Origin of the sequence: Tenacibaculum sp. ZH5_bin.1, from assembly GCF_042865525.1 — a bacterium.
Lineage (GTDB): Bacteria > Bacteroidota > Bacteroidia > Flavobacteriales > Flavobacteriaceae > Polaribacter > Polaribacter mesophilus.
Window position 1 is genome coordinate 237,573 of sequence record NZ_JBEGIO010000002.1, and the last position, 24,799, is coordinate 262,371.

Here is a 24,799-nt window from a genome sequence, read left to right on the forward strand (position 1 = left end):
TTATTAATTATCGATAATTAACCATTCAAAATTATTATCAGTTTAATTTAAAATTACAGAAATGAAAAGAATACTATTATTAGTGTTGTTTGTAACGACTATTGCCCAATCTCAAGAAAAAGTATTTGAAAAAGAAGTAAAGAAAATATCAATGAGCATTGATAGTATTACTAAGCAGCAAAAAGACTCTTTAAAGATTAGAGTAAAAGAGATTAACACAAAATTAGAAAAGAATACAATATCGTTTGATGAAGCAACAGCATTAAAAAAAGAAGCAGCGGCTTATCACGCAGCTCAAATAGAGAAAAAAGTTAGTTTTGAAGAACAAAAACTACAACAACTTGTCCAAGACAAAATTGATGGTAAAATATTTAGTAGTGAAGAAAATTCAACCGAAAGTACTTTTAGTATAGCAGGAACTAAGTTTAAATTAGATTTTTCTAAAGAAGACATAGAAAAAGAAAAGAAAAGAAGAAAAAAAAGAACTACAACACAGTTTGTTTTTGCCTTAGGTGTAAATAATACATTAACAAATAACAAGTTAAGTTCTTTAGATGATTCAGACTATAAATTTTGGCAATCACATTTTTACGAGTTAGGGTTTACTTGGAAAACACGTTTGTCAAAAGAACCTTCAAAAGCATATTTTAAATATGGTTTCTCTTTTCTATGGAATAATTTAAGAGCTAAAAGCAATCAATATCATATTGTAAATGGAAATGAAACAAACTTAAGTATTCATCCAGAGCAACTTTCAGAAAGTAGGTTACGACATGTACAAATGACATTTCCAATGCACTTAGAGTTTGATTTTTCAAAAAACAAAAAATATTCTGATGGAGAAATTGTAGATAGAACACATCAAAGCTTTCAGATAGGAGTAGGTGGTTTCTTGGGTTTTAAACTAGGAACTCGTCAATATTTAGAGTATAAAAATGCACAAGGAGTTACAGTTGAAGAAGTTCAGAAGAATAATTTTAATATGAATAAATATAACTATGGGTTAAGTGCTTATGTTGCTTACCAAGGAATTGGATTATATGCTAAATATGACTTAAATCCACTATTTAAAAATACAGATACAAGAAATATTTCATTAGGAGTTCGATTTGATATTAATTAATCAGATTACAAGATTACTCTAAAAATATCATCAGAATAAATTAAATCTCAAAAGAAAAATTATTGTAAAATAAATGTTTAAAGCTTGAAAATATATTTCCTATAAGTTGTTTTTTTGAGTTTGTTCTATTAAAAAAAATAAAAAAACTTGCATAATTCAATTTTTATTTCAAATATTTGTAACAACAAAAACGAAGAAATGAATTTTATTCAATTACATCATCATCATTTTCATACTTGCACTCAGGCGAGCTGAAAATGTATTGAATAAAATCAAGATATATTTTAAACCCGTTTGAGTAAATCAAACGGGTTTTTATTTTCAACAAGGCGCCACGAAAATACTTCTCAAAAGATTTGCTCAAACCCATTCAAAACTAAAATGAGTAAATTAAAAATAGCCATACAAAAATCAGGAAGACTCAACCAAGATTCCTTACAAATTTTAAAAGATTGTGGAGTTTCTATTGATAACGGTAAAGATCAATTAAAAGCTTCTGCAAACAATTTTCCTTTAGAGGTTTTTTATCTAAGAAATGGTGATATTCCGCAATATTTAAAAGATGGAGTTGTAGATATAGCCATCATTGGCGAGAATTTATTAATAGAAAAAGGAGAGGAGATTCAATTTATAGAAAAATTAGGTTTTTCAAAATGTAAAGTATCCTTAGCAATTCCTAAAAATGAGAAATATACAGGAATAAACTATTTTCAGAATAAAAAAATAGCAACCTCATACCCGAATACAGTTTTAAAATTTCTAGAAAAAGAGAACATAAAATCACAATTACATATTATTAATGGTTCAGTAGAAATAGCTCCAAATATTGGATTAGCCGATGGTATTTGTGATATTGTTTCTAGTGGTTCAACTTTATTTAAAAACAATTTAAAGGAGGTAGAAGTTTTATTAAAATCAGAAGCAGTATTAGCAGTTTCTCCTCAAATAAAAGAGCAACAACAAGTAATACTTAACAAATTACAGTTTAGAATTCAATCAGTATTAAAAGCAAGACAATCAAGGTATGTGCTATTAAACGCTCCGAACGAAAAACTAGAAACAATTATTAATATTTTACCAGGAATGCGTAGTCCAACGGTACTTCCTTTGGCTGAAGAAGGATGGAGTTCTGTGCACTCTGTATTGAATAAAAATCAATTTTGGGAAATTATAGACGAATTAAAAAGTAATGGAGCAGAAGGTATTTTGGTGTGTCCAATAGAAAAAATGGTTGTTTAATAACAGAAAAGTAGCCAATAATTATAGCTAAAAACAATAAAAATAAACAGATGAAAATTATAAAAAATCCAGGGAAAAAAACTTGGGAGTTACTGTGTAAAAGAGTTACTTTAAGTGAAAACAGTTTACAGGAAACAGTACAAACAATATTAAATGATGTAAAGCTTAATAAAGATAGAGCTTTAAAAAAATATACACAGTTATTTGATGGAGTGTTATTAACCGAGTTAGAAGTTTCTAAAAAAGAGTTAGAAGAAGCACAAAACTTAGTTTCAGAAGAATTAAAATTAGCTATACAATTAGCAAAAAATAATATTGAAGCTTTTCACAACAGCCAAAAAGAAACACCTAAAAAAATAACAACAACAAAAGGAGTAACTTGTTGGAGAAAAAGTGTAGCAGTAGAAAAAGTAGGCTTGTATATTCCTGGAGGTTCTGCTCCATTATTTTCTACTATTTTAATGTTAGGAGTTCCAGCAAAAATAGCGGGTTGTAAAGAAATAGTATTGTGTACTCCAACGAATAAAGAAGGTAAGATTAACCCAGCTATTCTATACACTGCTTCTATGGTAGGAGTAACTAAAATTTTTAAAGTTGGAGGAGCTCAGGCTATTGGAGCGATGGCGTACGGAACAGAAACCGTTCCTCAAGTATATAAAATATTAGGGCCAGGGAATCAGTTTGTGACTAAAGCCAAAGAATTGGTACAACAACAAGGGGTAGCTATTGATATGCCTGCAGGCCCTAGTGAAGTACTTGTAATTGCAGATGAAACATCAAACCCTGTTTTTGTAGCTTCCGATTTATTATCACAAGCAGAACACGGAGCAGATAGTCAAGCTATTTTAGCCACTACTTCTGAAAAAATTGCTCAAAATGTTATAACAGAACTAAACAAACAAATAGAAGAATTACCTAGAAAAGAATTAGCTAAAAAAGCAATAGGGAATAGTTTTGCAGTTGTTTTAAATTCTTCTGAAGAATGTATTCAGTTTAGTAATGAATATGCTCCAGAGCACTTAATTATAGCATCAGAAAAAGCTTCTGAATATATCGAAGGAATTGTAAATGCTGGTTCAGTATTCTTAGGAAATTACAGTTGTGAAAGTGCAGGTGATTATGCTAGTGGCACCAATCACACCTTGCCAACTAACGGTTATGCAAAAAACTATAGCGGAGTTTCGTTAGACAGTTTTGTAAAGAAAATTACTTTTCAAGAAGTAACTAAAGAAGGAATTGAAAATATTGGTGAAGCCATAGAATTAATGGCAGAAGCAGAAGGCTTACAAGCGCACAAAAATGCCATTACAGTTAGATTAAAAGAGTTAAATGGCTAAGCGTCATTTCGAATGAATATGGAGAAATCTTAACCTTATTGAGTAACACCTCAAAATAGTTAACAATGAAAAAAATAAACTTAAACAAGATAGTACGCACAAACATTCAGCAATTAAAAGCTTATTCTTCTGCTAGAGATGAATTTAAAGGCGTTGCTGAAGTGTATTTAGACGCTAATGAGAATCCGTTTGGTACTTTGAATCGCTATCCAGATCCGCAACAAATAGCAATTAAAAAACGATTGTCTGAGATTAAAGATGTAAATGAGAATCAAATTTTTATAGGAAATGGAAGTGATGAAGTAATCGATTTAGCATTTAGAATATTTTGTAATCCGGGGAAAGACAAAGCCTTAACTTTTACACCCTCTTATGGAATGTATAATGTTTCCGCAGCTATTAATGATGTTGAATTGATTGAATTAGCTTTAAATCAAGAATTTCAGATAAATACAGATGTTTTAGAATGTTATTTAGAAGATGAAAATTTAAAAATAATATTCATTTGTTCACCAAATAACCCAACAGGTAACTGTTTTGAAGATGAAACAATTGAGTTTATTCTTAGTAAATTTAAAGGAATTGTAATTATTGATGAAGCTTATATTGATTTTAGTTCTAAAGAATCTTTTATAAATCAATTAAAAAATTACCCTAATTTAATTATAAGTCAAACCTTTAGTAAAGCATGGGGATTGGCAGGTGTTAGAGTAGGAGCAGCCTATGCTAGTAAAGAAATCATTGATATATACAACAAGGTGAAGCCTCCTTATAATATCAGTGCTTTAAATCAAGAAGCTGTACTTAATAAGTTAGATAACTTAGCACAGTTTGAGATTGAGAAAAATATCATTCTCAATGAAAAGGAAAAACTAGAAAAACAGCTACAAGAAATTGAATTGGTAAAAAAGATATATCCTTCTGAAGCTAATTTTATACTAATTGAAGTTACAAACGCTAATGAATTGTATAACTCATTAGTAGCTCAAAAAATTATAACTAGAAACAGGAATAGTTTAGTAAATAATTGCATACGAATTACGGTAGGAAGCGAGAAAGAAAACAAGAAATTAATGACTGCATTAAAGGAATTGAGTGTTACACCTGATGAAGTTGAAAATTCATTTTAAATTTTAAAAAAACGATGAAAAAAATATTATTTATAGATAGAGATGGTACCTTAATTAAAGAACCAGCAGATGAACAAACAGATTCGTTTGAGAAATTACAATTCTATCCAAAGGTTTTTCAAGGATTGAGTAAAATAGCCAAAGAGCTTGACTTTGAATTAGTGTTAGTTACTAATCAAGACGGATTAGGAACAGAAGCATATCCAGAAAATACGTTTTGGCCAGTACATAACTTTGTGATGAACACCTTAAAAGAAGAAGGTATTGAGTTCGTAGAAGAAATCATTGACAGAACCTTTGCTAAAGACAACCAACCTACAAGAAAACCAAACACAGGCTTATTAACAAAATATTTCTCTAAAGAATATGATTTGAAAAACTCTTTTGTGATTGGTGACCGTTTAACCGATATAGAACTTGCTAAAAACTTGGGAGCTCAAGGAATTTACATAAATGATGAAACAAATTTAGGAACTGATGAAATTACTGTAAAAAGAGAGGAACTAGATGATTTTATAGCTTTAGAGAGTAACGATTGGAACACTATTTATGAGTTTTTAAAATTAGAAGAACGTTCAGCAACTATTGAACGTAATACAAATGAAACTCAAATTAAAATTGATTTGAATTTAGATGGAACGGGAAAAAGTACAATAAATACTGGTATTGCTTTTTTCGATCATATGTTAGATCAAATAGCGCGTCACGGTCAAATGGATTTGAACATCCAAGTAACAGGTGATTTAGACGTAGATGAACACCACACCATTGAAGATACTGCAATTGCTTTAGGAGAAGTATTTTATAAAGCATTGGGAAATAAACTAGGGATTGAACGTTACGGATTTTGTTTACCAATGGATGATTGCTTAGCTCAAGTAGCCATTGACTTTGGTGGAAGAAACTGGTTGGTTTGGGAAGCAGACTTTAAACGAGAAATGATAGGAAAAATGCCTACGGAAATGTTTTATCACTTCTTTAAGTCGTTTACCGATGGTGCTAAGTGTAATTTGAACATCAAAGCAGAAGGAACGAACGAACATCATAAAATAGAAGCCATTTTTAAAGCTTTTGCTAAGGCTATAAAAGTAGCAGTAAAAAGAGATGTAGATAAGATGATTTTACCATCAACAAAAGGAGTTTTATAACAATGAACAATAATCAATTATCGGTAGACAATGGTTAAAGAGAATAATAGGTAACTGATGATTGATAAATGATAATTGAAAAATATGATAGCTATTATAAAATATAATGCTGGAAATATACGATCGGTACAAAATGCGCTAACTCGCTTGGGGCACGAAAGTATTATAACTGATAATCCAGAAGAAATACAATTAGCAGATAAAGTAATATTTCCTGGGGTTGGAGAAGCAAGTTCAGCAATGCAATACTTAAAAGAAAGAAATCTTGATGAGTTAATTGTTTCTCTAAAACAACCTGTACTAGGAATTTGTCTAGGATTACAGTTAATGTGCACATACTCAGAAGAAGGGGATACCAAATGTTTGGGCATTTTTGATGCGTGCACAAAACAGTTTCCACCAAAAGAAAAAGTCCCACATATGGGGTGGAATAACTTTTCTGAATTAAAATCATCTAAACTGCTTACAAACATAGCTTTAGAAGACGATGTATACTATGTTCATGGGTATTATGCAGAAGTATCTAAAAACACACTGGCAATCTGCGATTATATTCTTCCGTTCAGTACCGTTATGCAGCAAGATAATTTTTATGCGATGCAGTTTCATCCAGAAAAATCAGCTGATGTTGGAGAGCAGTTGTTGAAGAATTTTTTAGAGTTATAAAAAGAAATTAAAATGAGAATTATACCCGCAATAGATATTATAGAAGGAAAATGTGTCCGCTTGACTAAGGGCGATTATGATACCAAAAAAATATATAATGAAAGTCCGTTAGAAGTAGCAAAAGAATTTGAGGCAAACGGAATAGAATACTTACATGTTGTTGATTTAGATGGCGCAAAATCTAGTCGAATTATAAACCACAAAGTATTAGAGCAAATAGCAACGAAAACGAATTTAAAAATTGATTTTGGAGGAGGTCTAAAGTCAGATGAAGATGCTCGAACTGCATTTGAAAGTGGTGCAAACCAAATAACAGGAGGAAGCATAGCGGTAAAAAATCCAGATACATTTATTGGATGGCTTACTAAATACGGAAAGGATAAAATAATTTTGGGAGCTGATTGTAAAGATAGAAAAATTGCGACTAATGGTTGGTTACAAACCTCAGAAGTTGATGTTGTTGAATTTATAAGTGAATATCAAGAAATAGGTGTTGTAAACACAATTTGTACCGATGTAGCTAAAGACGGAATGTTACAAGGAGCTTCTTTAGATTTATATTTAGAAATTTTGAGTAAAACCTCAGTCAACTTAATAGCGAGTGGAGGAGTAGCCAATATCAATGACTTACATCGATTAAAAGAAATTGGTTGTGAAGGAGCCATTGTAGGAAAAGCCATTTATGAAGGAAATATAAGTTTAAAAGAATTACAAGAATTTATAAGCTAATTATGTTAAAAAAAAGAATTATTCCATGTTTGGATATAAAAAATGGAAGAACGGTTAAAGGGGTCAATTTTATAGATATCAAAGATGCTGGAGATCCAGTAGAATTAGCAAAACAATATGTAAAACAAGGAGCGGATGAATTAGTATTTTTAGATATTACAGCTACTTTAGAAAATAGAAAAACCTTAGTTACATTAGTAAAAACAATTGCACGAGAGATTAATATTCCTTTTACTGTTGGTGGAGGTATTAGTACTGTTGAAGATGCAGTGGCGTTAATACAAGCTGGAGCAGATAAAGTGAGCATCAATTCTTCCGCAGTAAAAAATCCACAATTAATTACGGATTTAAAAAATCGGTTTGGGAGTCAGTTTGTAGCTGTAGCTATTGATACGAAAAATGTAAATGGGGAATGGAAAGTGTTCACCAAAGGAGGTACTTTTGAAACCGAATTAGAAACTTTGAGTTGGGCTACAAGGGTTGAAAAATTAGGCGCTGGTGAAATTCTATTAACTTCTATGAATAGTGATGGTACTAAAAACGGATTTGACATTGAAGTAACCAATGCAGTGAGTAAAGCTGTTAATATTCCTGTGATTGCTTCTGGTGGTGCTGGAAAAGTAGAGCACTTTACTGAAGTCTTTACCAAAACCCAAGCTAGTGCAGGATTAGCTGCTAGTATCTTTCACTTTGGTGAAATACCAGTACCCGTACTAAAAAACGAATTAAAAAAACAAAACATAGCTATACGATGAATATAGATTTTTCAAAAGGAAACGGGTTAGTTCCTGTTGTTATTCAAAACAATACTACTTTGCAGGTGTTAATGCTAGGTTATATGAACAAAGAAGCCTTTACCAAAACACAAAAAGAAGGAAAAGTTACTTTTTATAGCCGAAGTAAAAATAGACTTTGGACAAAAGGTGAAGAATCAGGAAACTTTTTATGGGTAAAAGACATTCAATTAGACTGTGACAATGACACTTTGTTAATTAAAGTAACTCCAAAAGGACCTACATGCCACAAAGGAACTACTTCTTGCTTTGCAGAAGAGACCTCTAAAGGTTTTTTATACTCGTTAGAGAGCATTATTGCTGATCGAATAGATAATGATGTAGAAACCTCTTACACTAATAAACTTTTTAAAAGAGGTATTAATAAAGTAGCTCAAAAAGTAGGAGAGGAGGCTGTAGAAGTAGTCATCGAAGCAAAAGATAATAACGATGAACTATTTAAAAATGAGGCTGCTGATTTACTATATCATTATTTAATTTTATTAAAGGCTAAAGGTTTTAAGCTAACAGATATTGAAAGTGTTTTGAAAAATAGAAATTAAAAAAGTTAGTTAACATGTTACAACCTCCTTTATAGAAAGTTTATAAAGTCAACTATTAGGGAAGGTTATGTGCTAATATTAATTATAAAACTATAATTATTCTTTTTAAAGTTAAGTAAGAAGAAAGATGTAGATAATAAATTATTAACTTTTAGATATTTAATACAGTTTAGTTTTTTTAAAGACGATTTTGAATAAAAAATGTTAAGGATGATAAGAAATATGAGAAATATTAATAATCGATTGTCTATTTTTACGGTATGAAAGAAGACTTACACCAACTATTTACAGAGTTCCAAAATAGTATACAAAAAAACGATTTTGTAAAATTGACTTTAAGTAAACCAATTCGTAAAAGTGATGACTTGTCGAATGTATACGTTCGTCAAATAACGCTAAAAGGAGACGTGTGTTTTCAGTTTTTATATCGATATAAAACAAACGACCAGGCAAAAAATTATTCATTTGAAGAGAGTATAGAAGAATTAACTCTTTTACTTTCAGAAAAGTTTAGAGCGGCGACATTATTTACGTTGGAAAATGATTTATTAGTGTTTCTTTCTAAGAAGAAGAAAGTAAGCTATAAAACCACACAACCTAGTTTTAAAAATAAGTTACCAGAAACCCATGACAAACCCAAAGAGAAAAGAGCCAAAAACAGCGAGTATTTATATCATTTGGGAATAACTGATAAAGAGGGAAAGGTAATCCCCAAAATGGCGGATAAATACCGTCAAATTAATAAGTATTTAGAAATTATAGAAGCGCAAATACAATCGGTTAAGTTACCTAATCATATCAATATTGTTGACATGGGGTCAGGAAAGGGGTATTTAACCTTTGCTTTATATGATTATTTGGTAAATCAAAAAGGGTATACAGCTAGTGTTACAGGTATTGAATTGCGTGAAAGTTTGGTAAATTATTGTAATAATATTGCTAAAAAATGTGGGTTCAAAGGTTTATTATTTGTAGCACAACCTATTCAGGAGTATGACAATGATAAAATAGATATTTTAATAGCTTTACATGCTTGTGATACAGCTACAGATGATGCTATATACAAAGGGTTGGTTTCTAAAGCAGAGTTAATCATTTGTGCACCGTGTTGTCATAAACAAATCCGTCAACAAGTAAAAGGAAAAGAGCAGGAGAGTCCTTTGTTAAAATATGGTATTTTTAAAGAACGTCAGTTTGAAATGGTTACTGACACCATACGCGCTTTAATTTTAGAGAAGAATAATTATACTACGAAAGTTTTTGAATTTATAAGCAACGAACATACACGTAAAAATGTAATGCTGATAGGTGCTAAATCATCTAAAAAGGTAGATGAAAAACGTATTGAAGCTAAAATTTCAGAATTAAAAGGAGCTTATCAAATAGAACAACACTATTTAGAGGGCTTACTATAACTTTTTATAATGAGTACATCTGTTAGTAATGTGTTTAAAGATCTTCAGTTAGAAAGTGAAGAATTAAAGGTAGTTGAGGATATTTTTTCAGAAGTAACTTATAAAAAAGGTGATATGATATTACATACTAACGAGAAAGTATACTATCAATATTATGTAATAAAAGGTTGTTTACGAACTTTTTTTATGGATACTAAAGGAAAAGAACATACCATACAATTTGCAATTCACGATTGGTGGATTAGTGATTATATAGGTTACTTTTCTGAATCAGAATCGATACTTGCCATTGAATGTATTACCGATGCTATTGTATTAAAAGTAGCCAAGAATGATTTAGATAATATTTATGAAAAAGTTCCTAAAATAGAACATTTTTTTAGAAAAAAGTTAGAGCGTTCAACAGTGCGATTTCAAAAAAGAATCTTAAATAATTTGGTGTTATCAGCTAAAGAGAGGTATCATTTGTTTTTACAAACCTATCCAAACATAGAGCAACAAATTAAAAACTATCATTTAGCATCTTATTTAGGAATAACAACCGAAAGTTTAAGTAGAATACGAAAAGATACATTATAAGCCTCTTTATTACCATACATCAATTTTTTTTTAACCTTCATGTTCTAATTTTGGAGTAACTTAAAAATATAAATAACATGAAAAAAGTAGTATTTGTACTAACTAGTCATGAAGAGCTAGGAAATACAGGAGAAAAAACAGGTTTTTGGATTGAAGAATTTGCAGCACCTTATTATCTATTAAAAGATAAAGGAGTAGAAGTGACTCTAGCATCTCCAAAAGGAGGACAACCACCAATTGACCCTAAAAGTAATGAACCAGATTTTCAAACACCAGCAACACTTCGTTTTAATAAAGATGAAGAACTTCAAAATGTCATGGCGAACACTGCAAAGTTAAGTGAGATTAGTGAGGCTGATTATGATGCTATTTTTTATCCAGGAGGACATGGACCTTTATGGGATTTAGCTGAAGATAAACATTCTATAGCTTTAATAGAAGCTTTTTATACAAACGATAAGCCAGTTGGTGCTGTTTGTCATGCGCCTATAGTATTAAAAGATGCACAAGTAAATGGAGAGCCTTTAGTTAAAAATAAAAAAGTAACTGGTTTTTCTAATACAGAAGAAGAGATAATGCAATTAACTTCAATTGTGCCATTTTTAGTGGAAGATGAGCTAAAAAACAAAGGCGGAATTTATAGTAAAGCAGGAGATTGGCAAGAATATGTTATTGAAGACGGAAATTTAATTACAGGACAAAACCCAGCTTCATCAGAGTTAGTAGCTGAAAAATTACTGGCAAAATTATAGTTATTCTAAGGGAGAATATTAAAATAAAAATCGGTTAAAAATATTTTTAGCCGATTTTTATTTTTTAGGTATAAGTAAAAAGGTTTTATTGTACATTTAACGCCTAAGAATAAAAAAATGAAAGAATCTAAACCACTAATTATAGCGGCTTTTATTGCTATTTATGTCATTTGGGGATCCACTTATTTATTGAATAAAATTGTTGTTACAGAAGTATCTCCGTTATTATTAGCGGCCATTCGTTTTTCTATATCGGGAGCATTAATTATGTTAATAGCTAAGTTTTTAAAAGTACCTATTACAGTAACCAAAAAGCAACTTTTAAACTCTGCGATAGCAGGCTTCCTTTTTTTAGTATATGGAAATGGAATGTTTGTTTGGGCATTAAAGTTTGTTGATAGCGGTTTTGGAGCGTTATTAGCGGCAACACAGCCATTATTTGTATTATTACTACTACGTTTAATTGATGGAAAAAAGATGCAACGACAATCAATTATAGGAGTAGTTTTAGGGATTATAGGAATGTATTTATTGGTTAGTCAAAATGAAATAACAACTTCAAAAGATATGCTAATAGGAATTTTTATGATTTTTTCTTGTGTTTTAAGTTGGAGTTATGGTAGTGTATTTGTTTCTAAAGCCAAACTTCCTAAAAACTTTTTTGTAAGTACAGGTTACCAAATGCTTTTTGCAGGTGGCTTACTTTTTACTGCATCTTTATTATTAGGTGAAAACTGGTCTTCTCCCTTGGATTGGTCTTTTAAAGCGCAAGGAGCTATGTTTTTATTAATAGTTTTTGGAAGTATTGTAGCTTTTACATCTTTTAACTACTTGTTAAAAATTGTTCCAACAGAAAAAGTATCAACATCAGCGTATGTAAATCCTGTCGTAGCCTTGTTTTTAGGATGGTATTTTTTAGATGAAACCTTAACAACACAATCGGTAATAGCGTCTATTGTATTATTATCAGGAGTTTATTTTATTACGTCAAGAAAACGAATATCAAAACTTAAAGTAACTTCTAAACCACAAAAAGTATAAGTAGTTGTAGGTTTAACTTGTTTAATATTTAAAAGAGTGAATAATTTTTGATATTATCACGAACTTTTTACTTTTGTTTAAATTTTAAAAAAATCAAAGAACTATGAAAAAGACGAAGTTAGTTATAGCCTTGTTTATTTTATCTAAACTTTTAATTCAATGTAGTAGTAATGAACCAGTTCCTGAAGTAGAAGTAGATCCAGAACCAGAAGAGTTAAAAGAAGTTAAACTATCTATTAAATTACCTGATGATTACGAGACTTTAAATTTTAAAGACCTTGTTATAGGAAACGAAAAGACATTACCTATATCTATATTTAATGAAGGAAATTTGACCTTAGAAATTACAGAGGTAATTCTTCCCGAAGGCTTTTCAGTGAATTTAGAAACTATTAAAATACCTCCAAGTGATTTTTTTGAATTAGATATACTTTTCAAACCTACTGAAGAAAAGAAATATTCAGGAAATATCACATTTACTAGTAATGTAACGGAACCTTATAACAATACAATTCTTGAGGGATTAGGAGTTAATGATACTTTTGAGGGTGATGTTGATTTTAAAACTCAGAAAGAGTTAATCGATTTTATGGGTAAAGGATATAAAAACATTAATGGAACACTTGGTATAGGAAGTCCTTACGATGGTGCGAATCACCCTGTAACAGATTTAAAATTATTGAAATCTTTAAATTCAGCTAAAAGATTAAGTGTCTGGGGAGCTCAAGTTACCTCTTTAGAAGGTTTAGAAAATATCAAAGGAATAGAGACAATTCAAATAGCTCTTAATAATAACTTAACAAGCTTAAATGGCTTTCCAAAAAATAATTCATCTGCTCTAATTAATATAGTACAAAACGAAAATTTAATAGACATAAAAGCTTTAGCCGGTATTGAAATTATAGACTGGTTAAGAGTTCATAGAAACCCTAAATTAGAAAGTTTAACAGGGCTTGAAAATTTGAAAGAAATTAAACGAGATTTAGAGATATCAGGAAATTATGTTATAACAAACTTAGATTCATTTTCAAATTTAGAAAGGGTTGGAGGTAATATTTCCATTCAGGAAAATAATGCTTTATATAGTTATTGTGGATTAGTTAATTTGATGAAATTAGGTGGGTTAGAAGGTACTTTTTACCTCCCTAGACGTAATAGATTTAATCCTTCATGGGTTGATGAGTTAGATTGTGAAAGACAAGTACCTTTTAATGAATACCATGGAGTACAAACATGGATTGATGATCGTTATGATTTAGATTATTTTAAACAAAAAGGGTTTACAAAAATTAGTGGAGAAGTTTATATAAATGATAGTGATATAACTACTTTAACCGCATTGAGTAATATAGAAGAAATAGAGCACCTGTATATACAAAGAACAAATCTAGAGAGTTTGGAAGGATTAGATAATTTAAGAAAAGTAAAGTCTTTATATATTGAATATAATGATAAGCTTTCTAATTTTTGTTCTCTTGGTTCACTAACTATTGAAGGTAGTTCAAGAATAGAAAATAATTTATATAATCCTACAGTTACTGATTTAGCAAACGAAAACTGTAAACAATAAAACTAAAGAGGTTTAGGTTAACTCAGTCAAAATACATTATGAATTAAGCACACTTGGAACTTTGTTTTTGAGTGTGTTGTTTTTTTATAATTAATATATTTTTTTGAATATTTAAATCTAAAAATGTTAGCATAAAACCATAAAAAGTATAAGCAGTTTAACTTCAAATTTCAAAGAGAGAGCTATTTTCTAATATTTAAAAGTTAAACTTTTTAGTATGAATTTTGAAGTTTTGTATAACCAATAATGGAAGTTAATTACAAAAAATATTGTCTATAACATGCAAATTCATTGCTAGGTAAAAGACGGTTTTATGTTACATCTTTTGCATAAGTATTTACGCTGTAATTTATGTACAAAAAAATGCTAGAGATGTAGAGTAGTATATAAAAAAGAGTGTTTAGTTACAAACTTACACTAAATCATTAAATTATTTAAGTAGCAAAATTTGTTTATGGATTAAAAAGCAGTATATTTGCAGGCTTAAAAATAAATTTTAAACAATTTAATTATGAATCATTACGAAACTGTTTTCATTTTGAATCCCGTTTTATCTGAAACTCAGATAAAGGAAACAGTAAAGAAGTTTGAGGACTATTTACTTTCTAAAGGTGCAGAAATGATTTCTAAAGAAGATTGGGGCTTAAAAAAATTAGCGTATCCAATCGAAAAGAAAAAAAGTGGATTTTACCACTTATTTGAGTACAAGGTAGCAGGTGAAGCAATTGCTCCGTTTGAATTAGAGTTTAGACGTGACGATAGCGTTATGCGTTATTTAACTGTAAAGTTAGACAAGCATGCTGCAGCTTGGGCTGAAAAGAGAAGAAACCGTGTTAAATCTGCAAAAAAGTAAGAAATGGCATCTATAGAACAACAAGCAAAAGGAAATAAGCAAGGGGAAGTACGTTACTTAACTCCGCTTGATATCGAAACTAAAAAAGAAGCTAAATACTGTCGTTTCAAGAAAAACGGTATTAAGTACATCGATTACAAAGATGCAGACTTCTTAATGTATTTAGTAAACGAGCAAGGTAAAATTTTACCAAGACGTTTAACAGGAACATCATTAAAATATCAACGTAAAGTGGCACAAGCTATTAAAAGAGCTCGTCACTTAGCTTTAATGCCTTACGTTGGAGATATGTTAAAATAATAAAGAAGTAGAAACATGGAATTGATATTAAAACAAGACGTAGAAAACTTAGGTTTTAAAGACGATGTTGTAACCGTTAAGAATGGTTACGGACGTAACTACCTAATACCTCAAGGATATGCAATTTTAGCTACTTCTTCAGCTAAAAAAGTATTAGCAGAAAACTTAAAGCAACGTGCTTTTAAAGAAGCTAAATTAATAGAAGATGCTAATAAAGTAGCAGAAACTATTAAAGGTTATGAAATCAAAATAGCTTCTAAAGTAGGTTCAGGAGATAAATTATTTGGTTCGGTAAACAACATCGATGTTGCTGCAGCTTTAGCTAAAGCTGGTACTGAAGTAGATAAGAAATTTATCAAAGTTACTGGAGGTAACGTAAAAAGATTAGGAAAATACAACGCTGCTGTACGTTTACACAGAACTGTTGTAGCTGACATCGTATTTGAAGTAGTTGCTGAATAGTAACTAAATTGTTAAATACATGTTAATAAAGTATAAATCCGCTCTGTCGAGCGGATTTTTTTTATGCTTAAATTTGGGTTATAACATAAACAAAATCAGAACTATTATGAAGAAATTAATAATTTTTTCTTTTGTTTTTTTGAGTTTATCCATCTATTCCCAGGTAACCACATCAAAAATAAAAGGAACTGTAACAGACAACCAGGGTGAACCTTTGTTTGGTGCTAATATTGTTGTTTTACACGAGCCAACAGGTACCATATCTGGAGCCGTAGCTCAAGACAACGGAAGATATACCATACCTAACTTAAGAGTAGGAGGACCTTATAAAGTAACATTTAGTTATATTGGGTTTCAATCACAAGAAGTAACCAATATCTACTTAACTTTAGGTAAGACAACCAATATAGATGGTGTTTTGTCTGAGGATGGTGAACAATTAGAAGAAGTAGTTATATCAACAACCAGAAGTAAAGTTTTTAATAATGACAGAACAGGAGCACAAACTAGTGTAAGTGCTGTTCAGCTAAAAACCTTACCAACTATTTCACGTTCCGCTGCAGATTTTACTCGTTTAGAACCAACTGCAAGTGGAAACTCTTTTGGAGGGAGAAATGACCAGTTCAACAATTTTTCTTTAGACGGATCTATTTTCAATAACCCTTTTGGTTTAGATTCACCAACACCAGGAGGTCAAACAGGTTCGCAGCCAATTTCGTTAGATGCAATTGAACAAATTTCGGTTTCTACTGCACCATACGATGTAACTTTGTCTGGGTTTACAGGAGCTTCGGTTGATGCCGTAACCAAAAGTGGTACAAACGAATTTACAGGTACAGTTTATGGGTTTTATCGAAACCAAGACATGACTGGAGGCAAAATTAAAGGTCAAGAAGTTGTAAAACCTAAGTTAAGTCAAAGCCAATACGGAGCAAGCTTAGGAGGTCCAATTATTAAGGATAAATTATTCTTTTTTGCAAATTTTGAAAAAGATGATAGAGAAGATTTAGGAACAGCAGGTTGGATACCAAACACAGGTAGTGGAGCTGTTAATGAATCAAGAGTACTAGAATCGGATATGATAGCTGTTCGTGATGCTTTAGCAGCCTTAGGATATGATACAGGAGCTTATAAGGGGTTCACTTATGGTTCGGAATCTACTAAAGGAATTTTTAAATTAGATTGGAATATTAATGATAAAAATAGATTAGCATTAATTTATAATTTCCTAAGAGCTTCAAAAGAAACACCAGCACATCCAACAGCTCTAGGTATTAGAGGACCAAGTTTTTCTACATTACAATTTGAAAATTCTGGGTATGAAATTAATAATAACTTAAATTCATTTCAGTTAGAATTAAACTCTAACTTATCAGAAACAACTACTAACAAGTTACAAATAGGTTATACACATTTTGATGACTTTAGAAATCCGTTATCTGCACCAGCACCGGTAATTACCATACAAGATGGTAATGGTAGTAATTATATTATAGCAGGTCATGAACCGTTTTCTATCAATAACAAGTTAGACCAACGAGTTTTTCAGTTAACAAATAATATGAACTTTTATAAGGGAGATCATACGTATACCGTTGGTTTTTCATTTGAACAATTTGAGTTTGAAAACTCATTTAATTTAACAAATTATGAATCTTTCAATTTTGGAATTTTCCCATATTATGGATTATTTAACCCATACCCAGATGTAGCAACTTTTTTATCAGCTGCACAACCAGGTGGAGTAGTGGAGCAGTATTTAGCAGCTACTCAAAATGCTTACAATTCATTTAATGCTAATGGAGATGGTAATGATGGTGGTTGGAAACTATCTGAGTTAAATGTAGGTCAACTAGCTTTTTATGTGCAAGAAGAGTGGGAAATGAATGACAATTTTAAGTTAACTTATGGAGTTCGTTTTGATAAGCCGCTGTACTTCAATACATCTAGTTTAATTCAGAAGTTTATAGATACTGATAATGGAGCAACCAGAGATAATTCTGTACTGTACTACAACCCAAATACAGGAGAAGAACAACAGTTACTTTCAACTAAAATGCCTACAAACCAATGGTTAATTTCACCAAGAGTAGGTTTTAACTGGGATGTAAAAGGAAATAATACAATGCAACTTCGTGGAGGTTCGGGGGTTTTTACAGGACGTTTACCTTTTGTATGGATTGGAAATCAAGTAAGTGGAGCTGATGATGGTTTCTTCCAATTGGTTGATCCAGATTTTAAATTTCCTCAAGTATGGAGAACAAACTTAGGTTTAGACTGGAAATTTGAAAATGGAATTATAGCAACTACAGATATCTCTTATACAAAAGACATTAATGGTGCCCATGTACAAAACTGGGGGCTTAGAGAACCTAGTGCTACTTTAAATACACCATTTGATAATAGAGATATATATAATGGAAGTAATAAAGGAAATAATGCTTATGTGTTTACGAATTCAGACAAGGGTCGTGTATGGAATGCTTCTTTAAAACTTCAAAAAACTTTTGATAACGGATTATATACAAGTGTTGCATATAATTACTTAAATGCTAAAGATGTAAACTCTATTGAGGCAGAAATTACTGGAGATGCTTTTGCTTTTAATCCAGTGGTAGGAAATGCTAATAATGATGTTTTATCATATTCTAAATATGGAGATACACATAGAATTATTGGTGTAGCGTCTAAGAAGTTTACTTATGGAGGAGATAAGTTTGCTACTACTATTTCTACATTTTTTGAGTATGCCCAAGGAGGAAGGTTTAATTATACTTATGGAGGAGACATTAATAATGATGGGTCTGCTGTAAATGATTTATTATATGTTCCGACTAGTTCAGAGCTTAATCAAATGCAATTTAGTGATCCAGCTCATGCAACAGCCTTTGAAAGTTATATACAACAAGATGATTATTTAAATGAAAGAAGAGGGCAGTATGTAGAGCGTTATGGAGCTTTAGCACCATGGAGAGGCAAATGGGATTTAAAAATATTACAAGATTTTAATTTTAACGTTTCTGAAGAAAAACAAAATACAATACAATTAAGTCTTGATATCTTAAATGTAGGAAATTTACTAAATTCTGACTGGGGAGTAGTGCAACAACCAAATAACGTACAACCTTTAGGTGTAAGGTTTCCTGATGTAAATCCAGCTAACACCAATCCATCTAATTATGTGCCAGATTATTCTAAAGAACCTACTTATACATTTAGTACCAATCAGGAACAGACATTTGGATTCGATTCTAGTTTACTTTCTCGTTGGCAAATGCAAATAGGTTTACGTTATATATTTTAATAAAAAATAACATAAAAAAATAATAATACCACTCATTTTTTGAGTGGTATTTGTTTTTTAGTTAAAATTATTTGTAATAAAGGGTGCTTTTCCTGTGAAAAATTTGAAATAAATAAGTGATATTTGTAGATGTAAATAAAGATAGGGGACTTTAATTACAACGTTTTAAAATATAGTCTTTGAGGGGTTGATTATATTTTAAAAAAACTCTGGCCTTATTAAGACCAGAGTTTTTAAGTGTTTATTATAATGTAATGTTTTCTTGATTTTTAATAATATCTTCCATAGTTTCCCGCTTCCTAATCAAATAATCTTTTCCTTTGTAAATCATAACTTCTGCAGGTCTAAATCTTGAATTATAATTAGAAGCCATAGAGAAACAATAAGCACCTGCATTATGGAAACATAATATATCGTCTTCAGATATTTCATTGATTCTTCTATTAGATCCAAAGGTGTCATTTTCACAAATATATCCAACAACACTATAAAAACGCTCTCTTCCTTTAGGATTAGATAAGTTTTCTATATAGTGATAAGAGTTGTAAAACATAGGACGAATTAAGTGATTTAAACCACTATCAATACCTGCAAAAACAGTTGAAGTTGTTTGTTTAATAACATTTACTTTTGCTAAAAAATATCCAGCTTCACTAACTAAAAACTTTCCAGGCTCAAACATTAAGGTAACTTCCTTTCCGTAGTTTTTACAAAATTCATTAAATCGGTTAGATAGCTTTTTACCAAGTTCATTTATATCAGTTGAAATATCGTCTTTTTTGTAAGGAACCTTAAATCCACTACCAAAATCAATAAAATCAATATCTTTAAATTGTTTTGCCGTATCAAATAAAATTTCGGTAGCTCTTAAAAAAGTATCAATATCTAAAATATCAGAACCAGTATGCATATGTATTCCATTAATGTGCATTCCAGTATTTTCAACAACTCTTTTTATATGAGGTACTTGATGAATTGAAATTCCAAACTTAGAATCAATATGTCCTACTGATATTTTGCTATTACCACCAGCCATTACATGCGGATTGATACGAATACAAACGGGGATTTTAGGATGCTTTTGCCCAAATAATTCTAAAATTGATAAGTTATCAATATTAATTTGAACACCTAATTTAGCAACTTCTTCTATTTCTTGTAGAGAAACTCCGTTAGGCGTATATATAATTTCATGAGGCTCAAACCCTGCTAATAAACCAAGTTTAACCTCTTGAATAGAAACCGTATCTAAACCACTGTTAAGCTTATTAAAAACCTTTAAAATATTAATGTTTGATAATGCTTTAACAGCGTAATTAATTTTTACATTTTTAACTTTAGAAAAAGCAGATGTTATTTTTTTATACTGAGATATAATTTTTTCAGTGTCGTAAACATACAAAGGTGATTGATATTTGTCAGCTAGCTTTAAAAGGTCTTGTCTATTCATTTACTTTAATATTTACAGGCAAAAGTATAGAGGTGAATGATTACAAAAAATAAAATGAAAGAAATTCACAAATTTGTGTTTTTTTGTGAAATTAGGGGTTTTACGTCTAGGCAAAAGGGTATTTTCCTATAATATAATCTTTTAAAAAGAATCATATTTGCCATGAAATAAAATTAAGGGGATTTATTTCAAACAGAATGATATTTTTTAAGGGGTAAAAATATCATAAAAAAACTCTAGCGAAAGCTAGAGTTTTTGATTTTATAAAAGATAGTATAAGATTACTTAAATTTTACCGCAACTTTTTGTGCAATTCCAACAATTACTTCACTAGCTTTTACTATACTTTCAGCAGGAACATATTCATAACGTCCATGGAAGTTATGTCCGCCAGCAAAAATGTTAGGACATGGTAACCCTTTATATGATAATTGAGAACCATCAGTACCACCACGAATAGGCTTAATTAATGGAGTAATTCTCATATCTTTCATCACCTCTTCAGCAATATCAACAATGTGCATTACAGGAGTAACTTTTTCTTTCATGTTAAAATATTGATCTTTAATTTCAACAGAAACTAATTTTTGTCCACGCTTAGCGTTTAAAACTTCAGCCAAATCAAGCATTGCTTTTTTACGGTTGTTGAATTGATCCATATCATGATCTCTAATAATATAGCTCAATGTTGTTTGCTCAACTTTACCCTCCATATGATGTAAGTGGAAGAAACCTTCATAACCTGTTGTTTTTTCAGGAACTTCATCTTCAGGCAATGCATTGATAAACTCACTAGCAATAAGCATTGAGTTAATCATTTTACCTTTTGCATACCCAGGGTGTACAATTTTACCGTTAATAGTAACTGTAGCACCTGCAGCGTTAAAGTTTTCGTATTCTAACTCACCAATTTGACTTCCATCCATGGTGTAAGCCCACTCAGCTCCAAATTTCTCAACATCAAACATATGAGCACCTTTACCAACTTCTTCATCAGGAGTAAAGCAAATACGAATTTTACCATGTTTAATTTCTGGGTGTTGAATTAAGTATTCCATTGCAGAAACAATTTCAGTAACCCCAGCTTTATCATCAGCACCTAATAATGTAGTACCGTCAGTAGTAATAATAGTTTGACCTTTATATTGTAATAAATCTTCAAAATAATCAGGAGATAAAACGATATTCTCTTCTTTGTTTAATAAGATATCTTTTCCGTCGTAATTCTCATGAATTTGAGGTTTTACATTAGCTCCAGTAAAATCTGGACTTGTATCAATATGAGCAACAAACCCAATAGTAGGTACTTCATAATCTAAATTACTAGGTAAAGTTGCCATTAAATAACAATTCTCATCTAATTCAACATCTGCCATTCCTATTTCCTTTAGTTCTTTTTCAAGAACTTTAGCTAAATTCCATTGTTTTTCAGTACTAGGAAATGCTGGGTTATTAGGATCACTTTCAGTATCAATAGTTACATACTTTACAAATCGGTCGATTATATGTTGTTTGTTCATCGTAGTATTTTTAAAGCATCAAAAATAGCCATTTCAAATGTATTTTGTCAATTGAAATAGGATGAAATTTTTAAGAACTTTTCTTTTTAAAATAGGCAATCAATAAATCGACAACATAACTATATGATTGAATCCCTTTTGATTGATTATTAGCTTTGAGGTAAGAGTTGTATCCCTTCTTTAAATAAGGTTCAATAGGGTTTTTAAACTGTTTCCAATGTAAATAAGTAGCCTTGTAGTCTTTATAAACACCTTTGTTTACTGTCTTAGCAATTTCTTTACCTAATGCTTTATCTCTTTTGTAAACTTGACCAATACAATAGTTATAAGCCATACGGTATCCAGAGTACTTAAAATACAAGTCTTCATTAGCTATGGAGGCTAAAAAACTCACAAAATTGGCATCATTTTCAGCTGCCCAACCAATTTGATGCGCCATTTCATGACATGTAGTTGCTGGATAACCCGTTTTAGGAATCATATTATTTACTTGTGCTTCTCCTGTTATTGGATTTAAGTACCCTGATGTTCCATTGTATGATTGAAATAAACTAACTAATGAGCTTTTAATCGAGGAAGTTTGATAAGTAAGTTGGGGATATGTTTTCGAAAGTTCCTGAAACCCGTTAGGAGCTAACTTATAAATTTCTCTTTGAGAATATGGAACTATTACAGGGACTGAATCATTTTTTGTTATTTGTAAATGGACTTTGTTTAGCTCTGTTACAATCTGTTTAGTTGTTGAAATTAGTTCTTCAGTAGTGTAGGAGGATTGTTTTAGCTCAAGATTTTTAGCTAACGGCTCTCTAAAATAATTTAATCCCCAAAAAGCATAAAAACAAAAATAAATAATAGATAAAATTGCAATAAATTTTACTAACTTAGGAAGGAAGTTTTGAAACCTTTTTTTAATTAAAAAATAGATAGATTTTAATAAAAGATACAATAAAACAAAACCAATTATATCCCCAACAGAAAAAGGAATCCAACCTAGAATAATTCGAAAGAATTGTGAAATATACGGGTAAATTCCATTACTATAATAAAATTCAATCCATTGTGGTTTTTGGCTTATAAAAAGCACAAAAATTACTTGAATAGGCAGAAATAAAGCAACAAAAAAATATTTTTTTAGGTTATGCATGCCACCAAAAATAAGAAAGTTGTAACGTTATCAACAAGTTAATAACAGTTTATTTACAAAAAATGTGCATAAAGAAAATTGAATAATGTCTCTACTAATATCATCTTAAAAATTTACTTTTGCTATTATGGAAAGAACCCAATCTCTCAAAGGAACAAAAATAGATAAAGCTAGAATTATAAGCTTAGAAAAAGGAAAGTTACCACCGCAGGCTTTAGAGTTAGAAGAGGCTGTTTTGGGGGCTATGATGATTGATAAAAAAGGGATTGATGAAGTAATTGATATTTTACATCCTGATGCTTTTTATGATAAAAGGCACCAAGAAATTTATGCCGCTATTTACGAGCTTTTCCAAAACTCAGAGCCAATTGATTTACTTTCTGTATCAAATCAATTAAAGAAAAATGGAAAGTTAGATTTAGCAGGGGGAGACTTTTACTTAATTGGGTTAACTCAAAAAGTAGCCTCATCTGCACATATTGAATTTCACTCTAGAATTATTCTAGAAAAATTCATTCAACGTAAACTAATTACCATTTCTTCTGAAATTATAGAAAATGCGTACGATGAAACTGTTGATGTTTTTGATTTGCTAGATGATGCTGAAGGAAAATTATTTGAAGTAACACAAGGAAACCTTAAAAAGGGAGCGGAAAGAGCTGACTCTTTAGTTCAGCAATCGATTAATAAGATTCAAGAAATTTCAACCAAAGAAGGAATGAGTGGTTTGGCTACAGGATTTACCAAACTAGATGCATTAACCTCGGGTTGGCAACCTACCGATTTAATCATTATTGCAGCACGTCCTGGTATGGGTAAAACGGCTTTCGTAATATCGATGGCGAAAAATATGGCAATCGATTTCGGACATCCAGTAGCATTATTCTCGCTGGAGATGTCCTCGGTACAGTTAATTACTCGTATGATTTCTTCAGAAACAGGGTTGACTTCTGAAAAATTACGTAAAGGAAACTTAGAACCTCATGAATGGGAGCAATTGAATGTAAAAGTAAAAAAGCTTTCAGATGCCCCTATTTTTATTGATGATACACCTGCATTATCCATTTTTGATTTACGTGCAAAAGCACGTCGTTTAGTATCACAACACGGAGTTAAAATCTTAATTATTGATTACTTACAGTTAATGACAGCAGGTGGAGCAGGAGGTAACCGTGAACAAGAAATTTCGACGATTTCGCGTAACTTAAAAGCACTAGGTAAAGAATTGAATGTACCTGTAATTGCACTTTCTCAGTTATCGCGTGCGGTTGAAACGCGTGGAGGAAGTAAACGTCCGTTACTATCCGATCTTCGTGAATCTGGAGCGATTGAGCAGGATGCCGATATTGTATCATTTATTTATCGTCCTGAATATTATGGTATGACAGAATGGGATGACGACGATCATTCGCCATGTGAAGGACAAGGAGAGTTTATTGTAGCAAAACACCGTAATGGTGGATTAGATAATATTCGCTTGAAGTTTACAGGACACTTAGCAAAATTCTCAGATTTAGAAGAAGGGTTTAGTAGTGAATTCCAATCGAGTATGAATTCAGGATTTAACGATGAAGTAGCATCAAGTAATTTTGCTTCACCAGAAGATGCTTTTGGACCGAGTGATGATGATGTTCCGTTTTAATCTTTAAATAAAACTTAAAATATTATAGAATACACAATTGCTAAAAAGTAATTGTGTAT

Annotated in this window: 22 protein-coding genes; 19 read left to right on the forward strand and 3 right to left on the reverse strand. The window is 30.8% G+C overall.

From position 1 onward, the window contains the following. Positions 1–61 precede the first annotated feature (61 nt). The 18 genes from ABHQ57_RS09055 to ABHQ57_RS09140 all read left to right on the forward strand — a co-directional run bounded on the left by ABHQ57_RS09055 (position 62) and on the right by ABHQ57_RS09140 (position 18,984). Positions 62–1,123, forward strand: a complete 1,062-nt coding sequence (locus ABHQ57_RS09055; protein WP_196781628.1) for a hypothetical protein — start codon at positions 62–64, stop codon at positions 1,121–1,123. A 381-nt stretch (positions 1,124–1,504) separates the two neighbouring features. Next, on the forward strand, positions 1,505–2,362 hold the full coding sequence (gene hisG, locus ABHQ57_RS09060) for an ATP phosphoribosyltransferase (RefSeq protein WP_159491203.1): 858 nt from the start codon (positions 1,505–1,507) through the stop codon (positions 2,360–2,362). A 50-nt stretch (positions 2,363–2,412) separates the two neighbouring features. Next, the gene (hisD, locus tag ABHQ57_RS09065) at positions 2,413–3,699 is read left to right on the forward strand and encodes a histidinol dehydrogenase (protein WP_167713872.1); all 1,287 of its coding nucleotides are present in this window, start codon (positions 2,413–2,415) and stop codon (positions 3,697–3,699) included. A gap of 65 nt (positions 3,700–3,764) precedes the next feature. Continuing rightward, a complete protein-coding gene (hisC, locus tag ABHQ57_RS09070; protein WP_047788899.1) occupies positions 3,765–4,829 on the forward strand; it encodes a histidinol-phosphate transaminase in 1,065 nt (354 codons plus the stop codon). Between the two features lie 14 nt (positions 4,830–4,843). Continuing rightward, a complete protein-coding gene (hisB, locus tag ABHQ57_RS09075; RefSeq protein ID WP_167713871.1) occupies positions 4,844–5,977 on the forward strand; it encodes a bifunctional histidinol-phosphatase/imidazoleglycerol-phosphate dehydratase HisB in 1,134 nt (377 codons plus the stop codon). An 84-nt stretch (positions 5,978–6,061) separates the two neighbouring features. Then, on the forward strand, positions 6,062–6,643 hold the full coding sequence (gene hisH, locus ABHQ57_RS09080; protein WP_167713870.1) for an imidazole glycerol phosphate synthase subunit HisH: 582 nt from the start codon (positions 6,062–6,064) through the stop codon (positions 6,641–6,643). Positions 6,644–6,655: 12 nt separating this feature from the next. Further along, positions 6,656–7,372, forward strand: coding sequence for a 1-(5-phosphoribosyl)-5-[(5-phosphoribosylamino)methylideneamino]imidazole-4-carboxamide isomerase (gene hisA / locus ABHQ57_RS09085; RefSeq protein ID WP_167713869.1), 717 nt, complete (start codon positions 6,656–6,658; stop codon positions 7,370–7,372). A 2-nt stretch (positions 7,373–7,374) separates the two neighbouring features. Beyond that, complete coding sequence (hisF, locus tag ABHQ57_RS09090) at positions 7,375–8,127, forward strand: imidazole glycerol phosphate synthase subunit HisF (protein ID WP_167713868.1); 753 nt, start codon at positions 7,375–7,377, stop codon at positions 8,125–8,127. Then, positions 8,124–8,708 (forward strand): bifunctional phosphoribosyl-AMP cyclohydrolase/phosphoribosyl-ATP diphosphatase HisIE, encoded by a 585-nt coding sequence (gene hisIE / locus ABHQ57_RS09095; RefSeq protein ID WP_167713867.1) that lies wholly within the window; start codon positions 8,124–8,126, stop codon positions 8,706–8,708. Before hisF ends, hisIE begins: the two co-directional genes overlap by 4 nt. Positions 8,709–8,968: 260 nt before the next feature. After that, a complete protein-coding gene (locus tag ABHQ57_RS09100; protein ID WP_047788893.1) occupies positions 8,969–10,123 on the forward strand; it encodes an SAM-dependent methyltransferase in 1,155 nt (384 codons plus the stop codon). Between the two features lie 9 nt (positions 10,124–10,132). Then, positions 10,133–10,702, forward strand: a complete 570-nt coding sequence (locus ABHQ57_RS09105) for a Crp/Fnr family transcriptional regulator (RefSeq protein WP_047788892.1) — start codon at positions 10,133–10,135, stop codon at positions 10,700–10,702. 77 nt (positions 10,703–10,779) lie between these two features. Beyond that, positions 10,780–11,454: a type 1 glutamine amidotransferase domain-containing protein gene (locus tag ABHQ57_RS09110; protein WP_167713866.1), complete on the forward strand. Its 675-nt coding sequence runs from the start codon at positions 10,780–10,782 to the stop codon at positions 11,452–11,454. 117 nt (positions 11,455–11,571) lie between these two features. Next, positions 11,572–12,495 carry an EamA family transporter gene (locus ABHQ57_RS09115; protein ID WP_047788890.1) on the forward strand — a complete coding sequence of 308 codons (924 nt, stop codon included), beginning with the start codon at positions 11,572–11,574 and terminating at the stop codon, positions 12,493–12,495. Positions 12,496–12,598: 103 nt separating this feature from the next. Continuing rightward, a complete protein-coding gene (locus ABHQ57_RS09120; RefSeq protein ID WP_159491183.1) occupies positions 12,599–14,065 on the forward strand; it encodes a hypothetical protein in 1,467 nt (488 codons plus the stop codon). Positions 14,066–14,576: 511 nt separating this feature from the next. Next, a complete protein-coding gene (gene rpsF / locus ABHQ57_RS09125; RefSeq protein ID WP_047788888.1) occupies positions 14,577–14,918 on the forward strand; it encodes a 30S ribosomal protein S6 in 342 nt (113 codons plus the stop codon). A 3-nt stretch (positions 14,919–14,921) separates the two neighbouring features. After that, positions 14,922–15,218, forward strand: a complete 297-nt coding sequence (gene rpsR / locus ABHQ57_RS09130; protein WP_028892048.1) for a 30S ribosomal protein S18 — start codon at positions 14,922–14,924, stop codon at positions 15,216–15,218. Between the two features lie 15 nt (positions 15,219–15,233). After that, positions 15,234–15,680, forward strand: a complete 447-nt coding sequence (rplI, locus tag ABHQ57_RS09135; RefSeq protein ID WP_047788887.1) for a 50S ribosomal protein L9 — start codon at positions 15,234–15,236, stop codon at positions 15,678–15,680. A gap of 106 nt (positions 15,681–15,786) precedes the next feature. Further along, positions 15,787–18,984: a carboxypeptidase regulatory-like domain-containing protein gene (locus ABHQ57_RS09140; RefSeq protein WP_196781627.1), complete on the forward strand. Its 3,198-nt coding sequence runs from the start codon at positions 15,787–15,789 to the stop codon at positions 18,982–18,984. 244 nt (positions 18,985–19,228) lie between these two features. Here the strand turns inward: ABHQ57_RS09140 and lysA are convergent, their stop codons facing one another. From lysA to ABHQ57_RS09155, 3 genes are all read right to left on the reverse strand, one after another. Continuing rightward, positions 19,229–20,434, reverse strand: a complete 1,206-nt coding sequence (lysA, locus tag ABHQ57_RS09145; RefSeq protein ID WP_159616200.1) for a diaminopimelate decarboxylase — start codon at positions 20,432–20,434, stop codon at positions 19,229–19,231. Positions 20,435–20,715: 281 nt separating this feature from the next. Further along, complete coding sequence (pepT, locus tag ABHQ57_RS09150) at positions 20,716–21,954, reverse strand: peptidase T (RefSeq protein WP_389863398.1); 1,239 nt, start codon at positions 21,952–21,954, stop codon at positions 20,716–20,718. 70 nt (positions 21,955–22,024) lie between these two features. Further along, positions 22,025–23,098 (reverse strand): DUF3810 domain-containing protein, encoded by a 1,074-nt coding sequence (locus ABHQ57_RS09155; protein ID WP_389863400.1) that lies wholly within the window; start codon positions 23,096–23,098, stop codon positions 22,025–22,027. Between the two features lie 127 nt (positions 23,099–23,225). Here ABHQ57_RS09155 and dnaB point away from each other — a divergent pair, with 127 nt between their 5' ends. Next, the gene (dnaB, locus tag ABHQ57_RS09160) at positions 23,226–24,740 is read left to right on the forward strand and encodes a replicative DNA helicase (protein ID WP_047788883.1); all 1,515 of its coding nucleotides are present in this window, start codon (positions 23,226–23,228) and stop codon (positions 24,738–24,740) included. Positions 24,741–24,799 lie beyond the last annotated feature (59 nt).